Origin of the sequence: Dietzia maris (assembly GCF_036287335.1) — a bacterium.
Taxonomy (GTDB): Bacteria; Actinomycetota; Actinomycetes; order Mycobacteriales; family Mycobacteriaceae; genus Dietzia; species Dietzia cinnamea.
In genome coordinates this window covers 1,730,658-1,746,907 of record NZ_CP143053.1, presented here as the reverse complement: position 1 = coordinate 1,746,907, position 16,250 = coordinate 1,730,658, and the positions used below count along the sequence as shown (strand labels likewise).

14 protein-coding genes are annotated in these 16,250 nt (G+C 72.0%); 10 read left to right on the top strand and 4 right to left on the bottom strand.

What is annotated here, in order from left to right:
• Positions 1-11: 11 nt before the first annotated feature.
• Positions 12-581 carry a TetR/AcrR family transcriptional regulator gene (locus VYL96_RS08005; protein ID WP_070722533.1) on the bottom strand — a complete coding sequence of 190 codons (570 nt, stop codon included), beginning with the start codon at positions 579-581 and terminating at the stop codon, positions 12-14.
• A 92-nt stretch (positions 582-673) separates the two neighbouring features.
• Positions 674-3,475: an aconitate hydratase AcnA gene (gene acnA / locus VYL96_RS08000; protein WP_131885938.1), complete on the bottom strand. Its 2,802-nt coding sequence runs from the start codon at positions 3,473-3,475 to the stop codon at positions 674-676.
• 253 nt (positions 3,476-3,728) lie between these two features.
• Here acnA and VYL96_RS07995 point away from each other — a divergent pair, with 253 nt between their 5' ends.
• From VYL96_RS07995 to VYL96_RS07960, 8 genes are all read left to right on the top strand, one after another.
• Positions 3,729-4,259, top strand: a complete 531-nt coding sequence (locus VYL96_RS07995) for an Rv1476 family membrane protein (protein ID WP_131885939.1) — start codon at positions 3,729-3,731, stop codon at positions 4,257-4,259.
• A 294-nt stretch (positions 4,260-4,553) separates the two neighbouring features.
• The gene (locus VYL96_RS07990; protein WP_243699718.1) at positions 4,554-6,080 is read left to right on the top strand and encodes an NlpC/P60 family protein; all 1,527 of its coding nucleotides are present in this window, start codon (positions 4,554-4,556) and stop codon (positions 6,078-6,080) included.
• A gap of 89 nt (positions 6,081-6,169) precedes the next feature.
• The gene (locus VYL96_RS07985) at positions 6,170-7,234 is read left to right on the top strand and encodes an AAA family ATPase (RefSeq protein ID WP_207913574.1); all 1,065 of its coding nucleotides are present in this window, start codon (positions 6,170-6,172) and stop codon (positions 7,232-7,234) included.
• Positions 7,231-8,214: a DUF58 domain-containing protein gene (locus tag VYL96_RS07980; RefSeq protein ID WP_061915130.1), complete on the top strand. Its 984-nt coding sequence runs from the start codon at positions 7,231-7,233 to the stop codon at positions 8,212-8,214. The genes VYL96_RS07985 and VYL96_RS07980 overlap by 4 nt, the downstream gene beginning before the upstream one ends.
• Positions 8,211-9,191, top strand: coding sequence for a VWA domain-containing protein (locus tag VYL96_RS07975; RefSeq protein WP_131885940.1), 981 nt, complete (start codon positions 8,211-8,213; stop codon positions 9,189-9,191). The genes VYL96_RS07980 and VYL96_RS07975 overlap by 4 nt, the downstream gene beginning before the upstream one ends.
• Positions 9,192-9,256: 65 nt before the next feature.
• The gene (gene fabG1, locus VYL96_RS07970; protein ID WP_131885941.1) at positions 9,257-9,988 is read left to right on the top strand and encodes a 3-oxoacyl-ACP reductase FabG1; all 732 of its coding nucleotides are present in this window, start codon (positions 9,257-9,259) and stop codon (positions 9,986-9,988) included.
• Between the two features lies 1 nt (position 9,989).
• Positions 9,990-10,847, top strand: a complete 858-nt coding sequence (inhA, locus tag VYL96_RS07965) for an NADH-dependent enoyl-ACP reductase InhA (protein WP_131885942.1) — start codon at positions 9,990-9,992, stop codon at positions 10,845-10,847.
• A 5-nt stretch (positions 10,848-10,852) separates the two neighbouring features.
• A complete protein-coding gene (locus VYL96_RS07960; protein ID WP_131885943.1) occupies positions 10,853-11,917 on the top strand; it encodes a ferrochelatase in 1,065 nt (354 codons plus the stop codon).
• 10 nt (positions 11,918-11,927) lie between these two features.
• On the opposite strand, the gene VYL96_RS07955 is transcribed toward VYL96_RS07960, so the two are convergent.
• The gene (locus VYL96_RS07955; RefSeq protein ID WP_131885944.1) at positions 11,928-12,740 is read right to left on the bottom strand and encodes an Rv1486c family protein; all 813 of its coding nucleotides are present in this window, start codon (positions 12,738-12,740) and stop codon (positions 11,928-11,930) included.
• Positions 12,741-12,816: 76 nt separating this feature from the next.
• On the opposite strand from VYL96_RS07955, the gene VYL96_RS07950 reads away from it, so the two are divergent.
• Positions 12,817-13,629: a DUF3097 domain-containing protein gene (locus tag VYL96_RS07950; RefSeq protein ID WP_131885985.1), complete on the top strand. Its 813-nt coding sequence runs from the start codon at positions 12,817-12,819 to the stop codon at positions 13,627-13,629.
• Here the strand turns inward: VYL96_RS07950 and VYL96_RS07945 are convergent.
• Entirely contained in the window at positions 13,613-14,248 is a 636-nt protein-coding gene (locus tag VYL96_RS07945; RefSeq protein ID WP_243699719.1) for a TVP38/TMEM64 family protein, read from the bottom strand. The genes VYL96_RS07950 and VYL96_RS07945 overlap by 17 nt on opposite strands.
• Before the next feature lie 256 nt (positions 14,249-14,504).
• On the opposite strand from VYL96_RS07945, the gene VYL96_RS07940 reads away from it, so the two are divergent.
• Complete coding sequence (locus tag VYL96_RS07940; RefSeq protein ID WP_243699724.1) at positions 14,505-16,250, top strand: methylmalonyl-CoA mutase family protein; 1,746 nt, start codon at positions 14,505-14,507, stop codon at positions 16,248-16,250.

The following is a 16,250-nucleotide window of genomic DNA, read 5'->3' as shown; positions in this document are numbered from 1 at the left end:
GGCGCGCGGTGTCACCCCTGGCCGGTGCGCAGCGACGCCTCCACAAGGTCCAGCATCTCGCTGACGTGCTCGGTGCCGCGGCCGGTGGCCAGGTGCGTGATGAGTCCGTCGAGGATGATGTCGAGGTAGACGCGCAGAACGTCGGCCGGGATGTCAGTGCGCATCCGACCGGAGGCCTTCTGCTCGCGGAGTCGAGCGACGATCGCCGCGTCGACCTCCGCCTGCCGGTCCGTCCACCGTTCCCGGAACTCCGGGTCCGTCCGGATCCGGCGGGCGATCTCCAGCCGCGTGCCGAGCCAGGAGAACTCCTGGGGGTCGGCGAGGATCTCCCGCATGACCTGAACGAGGCCCTGCTCGGCGACGGTCGCGGCCATCGCCGCGGCGTCGTCGTGGGCCAGGGCGAGGAAGAGGGCGTCCTTGTCGTCGAAGTGGTGGAAGATGGCGCCGCGGCTCATGCCGGTGGCCTCCTCCAGCCGGCGCACGGTGGCCCCCTCGAACCCGTACTCGGCAAAACACTCACGGGCGCCGGACAGGATCTGCCGGCGGCGGGCGTCCATGTGGTCCTGGCTGACCCTGGGCATCTCACAACCTTTCTCGCGGATACACCGCGGCGGTGCGCAGTTCCTCGCCCGATTCAGGGAGTACCGCGCACCGCCGTCGATGTGTGAGGGGATCAGCCCTTGATCATGTTGCGCAGCACGTACTGCAGGATGCCGCCGTTGCGGTAGTAGTCCGCCTCACCGGGGGTGTCGATGCGCACGGTGGCGTCGAACTCGACGGTGGAGCCGTCCTCCTTGGTCGCGGTGACCTTGACCGTCTTGGGCGTGGTGCCGTTGTTCAGCTCCTCGATGCCCGTGATGTCGAAGGTCTCCGTGCCGTCCAGACCGAGGGTCTCGTGGGACTCGCCCTCGGGGAACTGCAGCGGGATGACACCCATGCCGATGAGGTTGGAGCGGTGGATGCGCTCGAACGACTCGGTGATCACAGCGCGGACGCCGAGCAGGCGGGTGCCCTTGGCGGCCCAGTCACGCGAGGAGCCGGTGCCGTACTCCTTGCCGCCGAGCACGACCAGCGGGATGTCCTTCTCGGCGTAGTTCTGCGCGGCGTCGTAGATGAACGCCTGCGGCGCACCCTCCTGGGTGAAGTCGCGGGTGTATCCGCCCGTCACGCCGTCCAGCAGCTGGTTCTGCAGACGGATGTTGGCGAAGGTGCCGCGGATCATGACCTCATGGTTGCCGCGGCGGGAACCGAAGGAGTTGTAGTCCTTGCGCTCCACACCGTTGGCGTCGAGGTACTGCGCCGCCGGGGTGCCCGGCTTGATGGTCGAGGCCGGCGAGATGTGGTCGGTGGTGACCGAGTCGCCGAGCTTGGCCAGGACGCGGGCGCCCTTGATGTCCTTGACGGGCTCCGGCTCCATCTCCATGCCGTCGAAGTACGGGGCCTTGCGGACGTAGGTCGACTTCTCGTCCCACTCGAAGGTCTTGCCGTCGGGGGTGTCGAGGCCGCGCCAGCGCTCGTCACCGGCGAACACGTCGGCGTACTTGGACTTGTACTCGTTCGACGAGATGGAGGCCTTGATGGTCTCCTCGATCTCCTCGGAGGTGGGCCAGATGTCCTTGAGGAACACGTCGTTGCCGTCGTGGTCCTTGCCCAGCGAGTCGTTCTCGAAGTCGAAGTCCATCGTGCCGGCGATCGCGTACGCGATGACCAGGGGCGGGGACGCCAGGTAGTTCATCTTGACGTCCTGGTTGATCCGGCCCTCGAAGTTGCGGTTGCCGGACAGGACGGCGGTCGCGGTGAGGTCGTTCTCCTGGATCGCGTTGGAGATCTCCTCCGGCAGCGGGCCGGAGTTACCGATGCAGGTGGTGCAGCCGTAGCCCACGAGGTGGAAGCCGAGGGCCTCCAGGTCCGGCCACAGGCCGGCGCGCTCGTAGTACTCGGTGACGACCTGCGAGCCCGGGGCCATCGAGGTCTTGACCCACGGCTTGGCGGTCAGGCCCTTCTCGTGGGCCTTACGGGCGAGCAGGCCCGCGCCGATCATGACCGACGGGTTGGACGTGTTGGTGCACGAGGTGATCGACGCGATCGAGACGATGCCGTGGTCGAGCACCATCTCCCGGCCCTCGATGGTGACCTCGACCGGCTTGGAGGGCCGGCCCTCGGCGCCGGCGGAGGCGTCGGCGCGGACGGAGCCCTCCTCGGCGTGGACGAGCGTGGCACCCTCGGCCGGGGCGTCACCGTACTGCGTGGAGCCCTTCTGGGTGTCCTCGAGCGTCGTGGCGTCGTCGCCGACGTAGTTGTGGATGTCCTTGCGGAACGCGCTCTTGGAGTCGGACAGCTCGATGCGGTCCTGCGGGCGCTTGGGGCCGGCGATCGACGGCACCACGTCGCCGAGGTCCAGCTCGAGGTACTCCGAGAAGGCGGGCTCGGGGGCCTCGGGGTCGAGCCACATGCCCTGCTCCTTGGCGTAGGCCTCGACCAGAGCGAGCTGCTCCTCGTCGCGGCCCGTGAGGCGCAGGTAGTCGATGGTCTCGCCGTCGATCGGGAACATGGCACAGGTGGAGCCGAACTCCGGGCTCATGTTGCCGATGGTGGCGCGGTTGGCGAGCGGCACGGCGGCGACGCCGGCACCGTAGAACTCGACGAACTTGCCGACGACGCCGTGCTTGCGCAGCATCTCGGTGATCGTGAGGACCACGTCGGTGGCGGTCACGCCGGGCTTGATCGAGCCGGTGAGCTTGAAGCCCACGACGCGGGGGATGAGCATGGAGATCGGCTGGCCGAGCATGGCGGCCTCGGCCTCGATACCGCCGACGCCCCAGCCGAGGACGCCGAGGCCGTTCTCCATGGTGGTGTGGGAGTCGGTGCCCACGCAGGTGTCGGGGTAGGCGACGCCGTCGCGGACCATGACCGTGCGGGCCAGGTACTCGATGTTGACCTGGTGGACGATGCCGGTGCCAGGGGGGACGACCTTGAAGTCGTCGAACGCGCCCTGGCCCCAGCGGAGGAACTGGTAGCGCTCCTCGTTGCGCTGGTACTCGATCTCGACGTTCTTGTCGAACGAGCTATGGTCACCGAACGACTCGATGATGACGGAGTGGTCGATGACCATCTCGGCGGGGGCGAGGGGGTTGACCTTGTCCGGGTCGCCGCCGAGCTTCTCGACGGCCTCGCGCATCGTGGCGAGGTCGACGATGCAGGGCACGCCGGTGAAGTCCTGCATGATCACGCGGGCGGGCGTGAACTGGATCTCGGTGTCCGGGTCGGCGTTGGGATCCCAGTTCGCCAGGGCGTCGATGTGCGCCTTGGTGACGTTCTTGCCGTCCTCGGTGCGCAGGAGGTTCTCGGTGAGGACCTTGAGGGAGTAAGGGAGCTTCTCCGCTCCCGGGACCGCCGACAGGCGGTAGATGTCGTAGGCCTCGTCGCCGACCTCAAGGGTCCCCTTGGCGCCGAAGCTGTCAATGCTTGCTGTCACGTCAGCTCCACTCGTGGTGTCTATGTCGATTCGTCATCCCACCCGGAGCCGTCACCTCGAGTGTGTCGGGCGGCGGCGCCGGGGCGGACACACGGTCCATTGTGGACCCTGCCATCCGTCTGCGGCCCCCAATTTACCAGTACGGACGTTCTGTATAAACTCGGCGCGCCCGAACGTGGGAACGGCACTGCGGTTGTCGCGCCGTCGGCGCGTGGGTTCGGTGCGACGACGACGAGATGGCACCATATCGGGCGTGGACAACCCCGACGATGCCGTGATGACGCTCGCCCGCGAGGCCGGGCCGATCCCGTCGTTGGGCGAGAACGAGGTCCCGCAGTGGCTGGACTTCCCGGCGGTCGTGGCGGATCTCGCCGACGACGGGGTGTCGGCCCCGGAGCCCTTCGTCGAGGGTCTGCGGACGGTGGTCGAGGAGGCGGCGGATCGCGGCCTCGACCTGAAAGTGGTCTACACGGAGGCCCCCGCGGCGGTCTACACGGACGCGCGCGACGTGGCGACGTTCCTCAACGAGGAGTACGAGGGCACGATCCTCGTCCGCACACCCGCCTTCATCGGCAGCTCCAGCGACACGATCCCGCGGCACCGGCTCGAGGCGGGCCAGGACGACGCGTGGGAGGAGTTCGACCCCGTCGCCTCCGCCGCGGTTTTCGCGCACAAGGTCACGGCGCCGACCCCGCCGTGGGGGACCGTCACGGCGGTGACCCTGGTGTTGGCCGTGGTGGCGATGGTCGCCTTCGCGGTCGCCTTGCGCCGACGCGCCCACTAACACGCGTCTACTGACACGCCGCGGACACGCCGCGGACACAACTGTGCATTGAGTTACAGCAGTGTATTTTGCTGCCCGCTGTTTCACATGTGTTCGCTGTGACTTACGGTGCATAAGGAACCATCGGTTCTCCCGAGGCGGTAACGAACTCCAGTGGCGCAGGGGAAGGCATCACCGGAGCCCGCGCCGCCCCGGTCACGCGTCCCGCCGTGCGGGGCGCGCGGTCAGCCGCACCCCGGTGCGGTCAGCGGAAGGTGAAACGTGGAGCCTGAGCATTCGTCCCGCCGTGCCCCGGTGGCACGGCCACCGAAGAGCCCGTCGAGGGCGGCAGGGCGTGCGGCCCTGGCCGCGGCGCTCGTGTTGGGAACGGCCTCCGGGCTGCTGCACCCCCCGGCCGCGGGTGCGCAGGGTGTCTCCGCCGTCGCCCCGGGCGACATCTCGGGTCTCATCCGGGCCGTCGCCGACGCCACCGCGAGGCTGGACGGCACCCGCGAGTCGATCGCGGTCAAGCGCGAGGGCGTGAACAAGACCCTCGTCGATCTCCAGATGGCCCGGGTCGACCTCGATCGCGCGATCGCCGAGGCCGATCGCACGTCCGCCGAGCGCGCGCAGGCCGACTCCGGTGTCGAGTCCGCCCGCAGCACACTCGACGACTACTCGCGACTGCTTCACCGGCAGGGCACAGCTCCCGGCGCCGCGTCGGCGATCCTCGACCCGGGCGGGCCCGGCGAGGCCGGCCTGCGCCAGGAGTACCTCCGTCGCGCGGCGGCCGACCAGCGTCACGTGGTCGGGGAGATGGTCGCCGCGGCCGACGAGGCCGCCCGCCGGGAGGCCGAGGCGGTCACCGCCCGCGACGCGGCACAGCAGCGGTACTCCGACGCCGCCGCCCGTCGCGACGCCGCCGAGTCGGAGGTGTCCAGGGTCGCCGCCGAGGTCGCCGGACTGGAGGAGCGGGTCGCGGCGCTGACCCGCGAACTCGAGAACCACCGCGCCGCGCTCGCGGAGTCCGGGGCCACGCCGGCGGGGCCCCCGTCGGGCCCCGCCCCGGGGATCGATGCCGAGGCCGAGGCGATGCGCGCCGAGGCCCTGCATGTCCTCGCCGCCGATCCGGGGGCGGGCGAGCAGGCTGCCGACATCGCGTCCGCCCTACCCGCCCACCTCGACCTCGGCGCCGTGCGCCAGTTCGCCGGCGGGTCGTCGGACCAGGCCACCCGCGCTCTCGGCGGGGCGGTGGGAGGCGCTGTCGACGCGGGCAGCGTGGGTGCCGCCGTCGACGCGGGCATCCGCGGCGACACGGAGGCGATCGTCCAGCAGGTCGCCGACGCGATCGGCCGCGCCGACCTCGGGTCGATCGCCCAGGGACCCGCGTCCCCGGGCACCGGCCACGGCGGGGACCCGGGCACGCCCTCGGGCAACGCCAGGGTGGAGACCGTCGTCAACCGCGCGCTCTCCCAGCTCGGCGTCCCGTACGCCTGGGGAGGGGGAGACGCGAACGGGCCCACCCGCGGCATCCGCGACGGCGGCGTCGCCGACAGTCACGGCGACTACAACAAGATCGGATTCGACTGCTCCGGCCTGATGATCTACGCGTTCGCCGGAATCGGGAAGGCCCTGCCGCACTACACGGGCTACCAGTACACCGCCGGCCCGCAGTACCCGGTGGCCACCCGCCAGCGGGGCGACATGCTGTTCTGGCCTGGCCACGTGGCGCTGTACCTCGGCGACGGCAAGATGGTCGAGGCCCCCCAGTCGGGGGACGTCGTGAAGATCTCGCCCGTCCGCATGGCCGGCATCTCGCCCATGGTGGTCCGGCTGGTCTGAGCCGCGCAGCGGTACTGTCGTCCCCAGCCCGTTCGGACGGCCCGGGCGGGGCGCCCGGACCACCCGACCACGCGAAGGAGCCCTCCGCGGTGAGCGATCCCCACCCCGACCACCCGACCCAGGCCGCCGCGTCCCCCGCGGTGAGCGCCTCGACCGCCGCCGAGGACGCCCGGCTCCTCGAGCGCGCGGTCTACGAGGTCAAGAAGGTCGTCGTGGGCCAGGACCGCCTGATCGAGATGATCCTGGTCGGCCTGCTCTCTCGCGGCCACATCCTGCTCGAGGGCGTGCCGGGCGTCGCCAAGACGCTGACCGTGGAGACTTTCGCCGCCGTGGTGGGCGGGAGCTTCCGCCGTCTGCAGTTCACCCCGGACCTCGTCCCCGCGGACATCGTGGGCACCCGCATCTACCGCCAGGGCCGCGAGGAGTTCGAGGTCGAGCTCGGTCCGATCCTCGCCAACTTCGTCCTGGCGGACGAGATCAACCGCGCCCCGGCGAAGGTCCAGTCGGCACTGCTGGAGGTGATGGCGGAGGGGCACGTCTCCATCGGCGGGCAGACCTTCCCCATGCCGAGCCCGTTCCTCGTGATGGCCACGCAGAACCCCATCGAGAGCGAGGGCGTCTACCAACTCCCGGAAGCCCAGCGCGACCGCTTCCTGTTCAAACTCGTGGTGGACTACCCGAGCCCCGAGGAGGAACGCGAGATCGTCTATCGGATGGGTTCCACCACGCCGACGCCCACGCAGGTCCTCGGCGTGGACGCGCTCGTGCGACTGCAGAGCGCGGTCCGCGAGGTGTTCGTCCACCACGCGCTGGTCGACTACGTCGTCCGCGTCACCGTCGCCACCCGCGAACCCGCCCGGCACGGACTCGAGGACGTCGCCCGGTGGCTGTCCTACGGCGCCTCGCCGCGCGCCACCCTCGGCGCCGTCACCGCCGCACGTGCCCTCGCCCTGGTGCGGGGCCGCGACTACGTCGTCCCCCAGGATGTCGTGGACGTCCTGCCGGCCGTGCTCCGCCACCGACTCGTGCTCACCTACGACGCGCTGGCCGACGAGGTCTCCGCCGACACGGTCGTCCGCCGGGTGCTCGAGGCGGTTCCCCTCCCGCAGATCAGCGCGGTCCCCGCCCAGGCCGGCCCGCCGCCGTCACGGTGACCACCGCGGACGAGGGCAGACGCGACGACCCGGTCGACGCGTCCTCCCGCGCGGCCCTGACCCAGCTCGAGCTGCTCGTCACCCGCCGCCTCGACGGCGTCCTCAACGGCGACCACCGGGGGCTGCTCCCGGGGCCGGGCACCGAACCGGGGGAGGCGCGCGCCTACGAACCGGGCGACGACGTCCGCACGATGGACTGGTCGGTCACCGCCAGGACCACCGTGCCCCACATCAGGCAGACCATCGCGGACCGCGAGCTCGAGACCTGGCTCGTCGTCGACCTCACGCCGAGTCTCGACGTGCAGGGCCGCCACGGCGTGAAGAGGCGCCTGGTCGAGGCGGCGGTCGCGACCGTCGGGTTCCTCTCCGCCGGCGGCGGCAGCCGCGTGGGGATGGTCCTCACCGGCGACGGGCGGCCGCGGGTCCTCCCGGCCACCGGAGGACGCGACCACGTCCGGCGGCTCCTCGAGGAGGTCTCCCGGGCCGCGACCGGTGTCTCGCCCGGGGGCGCGCTCGACGACTGCCTCCACGCGGTCCGCAACGCCGCCCGCCGCCACGGTCTCGTGGTGGTCATCTCCGACTTCCTGTCCGAGGTGGACTGGGAGCGCTCCCTGCGCGTGCTCGGCACCCGGCACGAGTTCCTCGCCGTCCACGTGGCCGACCCGCTCGACATCGCCCTGCCGGTCGTCGGCGCGGCCCTCCTCCAGGACCCCGCCACCGGCGAGGTCCTGGAACTGGACGTCGACGACGCCCTCGCGGCCGACTACCGTCGCGCGGCCGGCGAACACCGCGAGCGCGTCCACTCCGCGCTGCGACGGTGCGGTGCGCCGGTCCTCGCTCTGCGCACCGACCGCGACTGGATCCGCGACGTCATCGACTTCGTCGGCATCCGACGCCGGGGTGGGCTCCCGACCGGCGACAGCGTGACCCGTGATCTACCCGACGACCACCGCCCGGCGGGGGAGGTGACGAGCCGATGAGCCTGTCCGAGTTTCAGCACCCGCTCTGGCTGTTCCTACTGATCGTCCCGGTCGCCCTCGCTGTCGGGTACGTCATCGCGCTGCGCTCGAAGAAGCGGCGCACCGTCCGCTTCGGCAACTTCGGCACCCTGCGTACCGTCGACCGCCGCGGTCGCCGCTGGTTCACGCACGTCCCGGCGGTGCTCCTGGTGCTCTCCCTGCTGGCGCTCGTCGTGGCACTGGCCGGCCCACAGAGGGAACAGAAGGTCCCACGGAACCGGGCCACTGTCATGCTCGTCGTCGACGTCTCCCTGTCCATGGAGTCCACCGACGTCTCACCCTCGCGCCTCGAGGCCGCGCAGCGGGCCGCCACGACCTTCGCCAACAACCTCACCCCCGGCGTCAACCTGGGCCTCGTCTCCTACGCCGGGACCGCCTCGATGCTCGTGGCCCCCACCACGGACCGGGGTCCGGTCGTCCGCGCCGTCGACCGGCTCAGCCTCGACGAGCGCACCGCCACCGGCGAGGCCATCTACACCGCCACCCAGGCGATCACCACCTTCACCGAGAGCCTCGGCGGCCCCGACCAGGCCCCGCCAGCCCGGATCGTCCTCCTCTCCGATGGCAAGGAGACCGTCCCCGCCGACCCCACCGAGGAGCGCGGCGCGTTCACCGCCGCCGAGCGCGCCGCCGAGGCCGGGATCCCCGTCTCCACGATCTCGTTCGGCACCCTCTACGGCACCGTCGACATCCAGGGTCGGCCCCAGCCGGTCCCCGTCGACGACGCCTCCCTGCGCACCATCGCCGAACTGTCCGGCGGCGACTTCTTCACGGCGTCGACCCTCGAGGAACTGGACTCGGTGTATCGCACCCTCGAGGAGCAGATCGGCTACGAGTGGAAGAAGGCCGACGCCTCGCGGCCCTGGCTCATCGTCGGCTCCCTACTCGCCATGACGGCGGCGGCGGGCTCGCTGACCGCGCACCGGCGGATCCCGTGAGGCCCGGCGGGCCGGCGGAACGCACCAGCGCCGGGCCCGCCGGCCCGGCTCGCTAGGGTGGGGGCATGGTTTCCGAGAGCACGCACGGCACCACCCCACGGACAGTCCTCGTGACCGGGGGCAACCGCGGGATCGGACGCGCCGTCGCCGCCAGGCTCCACGCCGACGGCCACCGGGTCGCCGTCACCCACCGGGGCTCCGGCGCCCCTGACGGACTGTTCGGGGTGCGGTGCGACGTCACCGACCCCGACTCCGTCGACGCGGCGTTCACCGCGGTCGAGGCCGAGTACGGGCCGGTCGAGGTGGTCGTGGCCAATGCGGGCACCACCGAGGACACCCTGCTCATGCGCATGAAGGACGAGCAGTTCACGCGCGTGCTCGACGCCAACCTCACGGGGGCGTTCCGCGTGGCCAAGCGCGCCTCGCGCGGGATGCTGCGCGCCCGTTTCGGTCGACTGATCTTCATCGGCTCCGTCGTGGGCCAGTCCGGCACCGCCGGTCAGGTCAACTACGCCTCCTCCAAGGCCGGGCTCATCGGTATGGCCCGTTCGCTCACCCGTGAGCTGGGTTCGCGGAACATCACGGCCAACGTCGTCGCGCCGGGTTTTATCGACACCGACATGACAGCGGGGCTGGACGACAAGACGCAGGAGATGGCCGTCGCCGCCATCCCGCTCGGGCGCAAGGGCTCGGCCGACGACGTGGCCGGGCTCGTGAGCTTTCTCGCCGGCGACGACGCCGGCTACATCTCCGGGGCCGTGATCCCGGTCGACGGCGGAATGGGAATGGGGCACTGACATGAGCCAGACCGAGACGGACGCCACGGTCGCCTCCGGCGATACCACCACGACCGGCGGCGGACTGCTGGCCGGCCGGACGATCCTCGTCACGGGAGTCATCACCGACGCCTCGATCGCCTTCCACATCGCCAAGCACTGCCAGCTGCACGGCGCGAAGGTCATCCTCACCGCGTACGGTCGGCCCTCCCTCGTCAAGGCGATCGCGAAGCGCCTCCCCGAACGTCCGCCGGTGATCGAGCTGGACGTGCAGAGCGAGGACGATCTCGCCGCGCTGGCCGACCGGGTCCGCGAACACGCCGATTCGCTCGACGGCGTCGTCCACTCGATCGGGTTCGCGCCGCCCAGCTGCCTCGGGGACCCGTTCCTCGACGCGCCCTGGAAGGACGTGGCCGTCGCGCTCGAGGTCTCGGCCTACTCGTACTCCGCCCTGGCCAAGGCCACCAGGCCACTGCTCAACCGGGGCGCGTCGATCATCGGACTCGACTTCGACCCGCGGTTCTCCATGCCCTTCTACAACTGGATGTCGGTCGCCAAGAACGCGCTCGAGGCCGTCAACCGCTACGTCGCCCGCGAACTCGGCCCCGAGGGCGTGCGGTCCAACCTCATCGCCGCCGGCCCCGTCAAGACCCTCGCGGCCAAGGCGATCGCCGGCGAGGCGCTCGGCCCCGGCGGCGAGCTGGACAGGATGCAGGACGAGTGGGACCGGCGGGCGCCGCTCGGCTGGGACGTGGACGACCCCACCCCTGTGGCGACGACGGCCGTCGCCCTGCTCTCCGACCTCATGGCCGCCACGACCGGCACCGTCATCTACGCCGACGGCGGCGCCGGGACCGTTTCCTTCAGCGGACAAGAGTGATCTGTATGACCGCATCGACCGACGCCCCCTCCACCCCGGGCGCCACCTCCGGGCAGGTGGACGCCCTACTGGTGCTCTCGTTCGGCGGCCCCGAAGGCCAGGACGACGTCATCCCGTTCCTCGAGAACGTCACCCGCGGCCGCGGGATCCCGCGCGAGCGCCTCGAGGAGGTGGCCACGCACTACCGGCACCTCGGCGGTCGCAGCCCCATCAACGACCTCAACCGCGAGATCATCGCCAACGTCGAGGCCGAGCTGGCGGACCGCGACCGCGACCTTCCCGTGTACTTCGGTAACCGCAACTGGACGCCGATGGCCGAGGACACCGTCCGACAGATGGTCGCGGACGGGGTCCGCAAGGCCGCCGTCTTCGCCACCTCCGCCTGGGGCGGCTACTCCGGCTGCGCGCAGTACCAGGAGGACATCGCCCGCGCCCGCGAGCAGGTCGAGGGCGCGCCCACCATGGTGCGGCTCCGCCAGTTCTACGACCACCCGCTGTTCATCGAGCGGTTCGCCGCCGACCTGCTGGAGGCCATCGCCTCCGCCGCCCCGGGGGCCCGGGTGATCTTCACCGCCCACTCCGTGCCCACGTCGGCGGACGAGGCGGCCGGGCCACCGTCCCTCGGCGGCCGCCTCTACAGCCGTCAGGTCGCCGAGGCGTCGCGTCTCGTCGCCGAGGCGGCGGGCGTCGCCGACTACGACCTGGTCTGGCAGTCCCGCTCCGGTCCGCCGAGCGTGCCGTGGCTCGAGCCGGACGTCGTGGACCACGTGAGCGAGCTGGCCACCTCGAACGGCGTCACGGACGTGGTGATCGTCCCGATCGGATTCATCTCCGATCACGTCGAGGTCATCTGGGACCTGGACACCGAGCTCGTCGACGAGGTCCGCGAGCTGGGGGTCACGGTCACGCGGTGCGCCACGCCGGGTCCGAGCCGAGAGTTCGCCCGGATGGTGCTCGAGCTCCTCGACGAGGTCGAGACCGGGTCTGCTCAGGACCGCCCCGGTTCCGTACCCGCCCTCGGCCGGAACCGCGACGGCGCCCGTTGCGCCCTCGGCTGCTGCGGGGGCTGACGGCGGCCGACTAGCGCGCCCGGAGAGCGGCGTCGCCGGCCGCGGCCACGGCGGACCGGCGCGCCGCGTCCTTGACCGCGATCAGCCGCCGGAGCACCGGTTCGCGCGCGGCAGGGTCCGCGCCGACGTCCGGCTGGGCCAGGGCGACGGCGATGATCGCCTCGACCCGGTCGATCCGGTCGACGAGCTCCACCACCCGCGGGGGGAGCCCGGCCGGCAACCTCGAGACGTGGCCGTGAATGTCCACGTGCGTGCTCGGGCCGGTCCGCACCGCGGTCCGTTCGATGAGTTCGGCGGCGTCCATGACAGCGCGCCCGAGCTCGGCCAGCGCCTCGGACGGACCCGCCGGCTGGGGCGCCACCGGGCAGTCGAGCACCCCGCGCGCCCGCCAGCGCAGCACGTCCGGATGGGGCTGGATGCAGGTCAGACACACCGCCTCGCGGGAGGCGGGGTCGCGGATGAGCACACCCCAGCCGGCGTCGGCCACGTCCGCCCGGACCGCCGGGATCGGGGGCAGGCTCGACGAGTCACCGGGCGCTGTCGTGAGCAGCGACAGGACCTCGGGCGCCGGGTGCTCACGGCCGGCGCGCCGCAGCGTGGTGACCAGGTCCGGCAGCAGGCCCGTGGGACCGCCGGCGGGGGAGAGCCCGTCCAGCATCCGCACCGGCTCGCCGACGATGTCGAGCAGATGGGACCCGGCGAAACCGGAGACATACCCGGTCAGTTCGTCGAAGGGTTGATCCGCCCACGCGGTCCGGAGCAGGTGGAGGGGCAACGGCCACGCCGGGGACAGCACGGAGTCACGGGTGAGGGGTCGGGACATGATGATCGATCCTACCGACGGTGCGCCGCCGGTACCCCCGGCACGACTGCGGCTACGGTGTCTGGCCATGGCAGACATGTACGGCTCCGACATCCTGTCCGGGACGGCGCGGCGCCGCCGCCCGGAGGTCCCCGTCGTCGACGCCGAGCGGAACCTGGTGGTGGAGGACGCCGAGTCCGGGTTCTGCGGCGCGGTGGTGGGTTTCGACCGGAGTTACGACGGCGAGTTCGTCAAACTCGAGGACCGGCACGGTCGGGTCCGCCTCTTCGCGATGACGCCCTCGGCCTTTCTCATCGACGGCTCGCCGGTGACCCTGCGCAAGCCGGTCCCGGCCGCCCGTCGCGGGCCCGCGGTCACGGCCTCCGGGTCGCGGAAGGTCGAGGGTCTGCGCGCCCGCACGGCCCGGGCGGGCCGCATCTGGGTGGAGGGCATCCACGACGCCGCTCTGGTCGAGAAGATCTGGGGCCACGACCTCCGGGTCGAGGGTGTCGTCGTGGAGCCGCTCCACGGCATCGATGACCTGGCCGCGCTGGTCGCCGAGTTCGGACCCACACCCTCGGCGCGCCTCGGGGTGCTCGTGGACCATCTGGTCGAGGGCAGCAAGGAGTCGAGGATCGTCGCCGGCCTGGGCGAGAACGTTCTTGTCACCGGCCACCCGTACGTCGACATCTGGCAGGCGGTGAAGCCGTCCGCGGTGGGCATCCGCGAGTGGCCGGTGGTGCCACGCGGCGAGGACTGGAAGACGGGCATCTGCCGGCGACTGGGCTGGGGCGAGCCCGCCGACGGGTTCCGGCGGGTGCTGGCGTCGGTGAGTTCCTACCGTGACGTCGAGCCGGCGCTGCTCGGCGCGGTGGAGCGGCTGGTCGATTTCGTCACCGAGCCGGCCTGACCGGCAACCGGGCGTCGAGCACCATCCCGGCGAGTCCGACGGCGGCGAACCCGACCGTGGCCCACAGCGCGGCCGCACCATCGCCGGACGTGAGCGAGTCGCCCAGCAGGACCGCGGCGACGGTTCCCGGGGCGCTACCGATCACCGTGGCCGCGATGAACTGCGGGTAGGGGATCGAGGTCAGGGCGGCGGCGTAGTTCACCACCGAGAACGGCGCGGCCGGCACCAGTCGCAGGCTCCCCACGGACAACCACCCGCGTCGACGGAGTCGGGCGTCCACGGCGGCCACGCGGGGGTGCGCCCGCAGCGCGGCCGTCCGTTCGTGACCGAGCCGCCGCACCGCGACGAACGACAGTGCCGCCGCGACGCCGGTGGCGACCAGGGAACACGGGATCGCCACGGCCGGGGTGAACAACACGGCCGCCGAATAGGTGAAGGTCGAACGCGGGATCGGCGCGACGGTGACGACGGCGTAGGCGGCGAAGAACGCCGCGGCGAACCACGGCCCGAACTGCGCGGCCCACTCGCGCAGTTGCTCGAGGCCCGGCGTCGGCACGAAGGTAGCGACCAGCACGACGAGCGCCACGGCCCCCACCCACGCGATCACCCGTCCCCGCACGCGGGCGACTGTAGTCCACGCGTACCGGCCAACCCGTCCGGCGTGCGGGCGGACGCCTTCCCCAGCGTGCGGGCCAGCGGGTATTGCCGCGTTCCCTCTGCGAACAGGGCTCGGCTAGAGTCCGACAGTGACCCCCTTCACTCCACACGAGAACGAGGTACCGGTGACCAGTCCGACCACAGGTCCTGACCTTCACTCCTGGTACGCCTCTGTGGGAGCCGTCCTCGCGAAGGCCGCCCGCAAGGATCCCGCCGACATGCCGGTGGACGCGTGGCGCGCCCTCGTGGCCACCACCCGGGACGGCATCGAGATCAACCCGCTCTACACCCGGGTCGACGAGATCGCGGAACGCCCCGCACCGGGGCGGTTCCCGTTCGTCCGCGGCGGGGACCGGTCGGGCCTGCCGGAGAGCGGCTGGCACGTCAGCGCCCGCGTCGAGGCGACGGGGGAGGCCTCCGAGCTCAACACCGAGGTCCTGGACCTGCTGAACCAGGGCGTCTCGGCGCTCTGGCTGTCCGTGCCCGCCGCGGACCTCGCAGGGGTCCTCAAGGACGTCTACCTCGATCTGGCCCCGGTCACCTTCGACGCGGGCGCGGACCTCGACGAGGTCGCCGGCGCGTTCCTGGACCTGCTGGACCAGCGCCGCTCGGCCGGTGACGGGGTCGCCGACCGTGCCGCGGTCATCGCCGACCTGGGCGCCGCCCCGGTCACCGCCGCTTACGCCGGTGCCGACTCGATCGGACTCGAGGCCGCGGTCGCACTCGCCGCCCGGATGTCCGAGCGTGAGGAGACCATCCGCACCTTTGTCGCCGACGGCACGGTCTTCCACGGCGACGGTGCCGGTGACGCCCAGGAGCTGGCCTACGCGGTGGCCGCCGGGCTCGAGTACGTGCGCGCGCTCGTCTCGGCGGGCGTGCCCGCCGCGGCCGCGCTGCGCCAGGTCTCGTTCCGGCTGGCCGCGACCGACGACCAGTTCACGTCGATCGCCAAGTTCCGCGCCGGCCGCCTCATGTGGGCCCGCGTCGCCGAACTGCTGGACGCCCCCGAGTCGGGCGGCGCACCGCAGCACGCCGTGACCTCCGCCGCCATGATGTCGCGCCGCGACCCGTGGGTGAACATGCTGCGCACGACGCTCGCCGCGTTCGGCGCCGGCGTCGGCGGCGCCACCTCCGTGACGGTCCTGCCCTTCGACGCCTCCGTGCCCGGCGGGCTCGAGAGCACCTCCCGCTCGTTCGCCGAGCGCATGGCCCGCAACACCCAGCTCCTGCTCCTCGAGGAGGCCCACCTGGGCCACGTCGTGGACCCCGCGGGCGGCTCCTGGTACGTCGAGTCGCTCACCGACTCCCTCGCGGACGCCGCGTGGTCGGCCCTCCAGACCGTGGAGGCCGAGGGCGGCCTGGTCGCGGCGATCGAGTCGGGGACCGTGCGGGCGGCCATCGCCCGGGTCCGCGAGGCCCGCGACAACGACATCGCGCGCCGCGCGGCGCCCATCACTGGCGTGTCCGAGTTCCCTAACCTGGCCGAGCCGCCGCTCGACGCCTCCCGCCGTGGCGGCGACGACTACCGGTACGGCCGCGCGTTCGAGGATCTGCGTGACCGCTCCGACGCGCACCTGGAGGCGACCGGATCCCGGCCGACCGTCCTGTTGGCGGGTCTGGGCCCGCAGGCCGAGACGACGCCGCGCGTGACGTTCGTCGCCAACCTGCTCGCCGCCGGCGGCATCGAGGCACGCAACCCGGGCGTCACCGAGGCCGGCCAGTACGCCACCGCCCGCGAGGGTGAGGACATCGCCGTGCTCTGCGGCGCCGACAAGCGCTACGCCACCGAAGGGGAGGGCGCCGTGCGCACCCTCCGCGACGCGGGCGTGTCGACCGTCTACCTCGCCGGGGCCGAGAAGGGCTTCCCGGCGGACGCCACCGACCGCCCGGACGGCTACCTGGCGCTCGGCATCGACGCCGTCGCCGCCCTGACCACCCTCCTCGACCAGCTGGGAGTGAAGTGA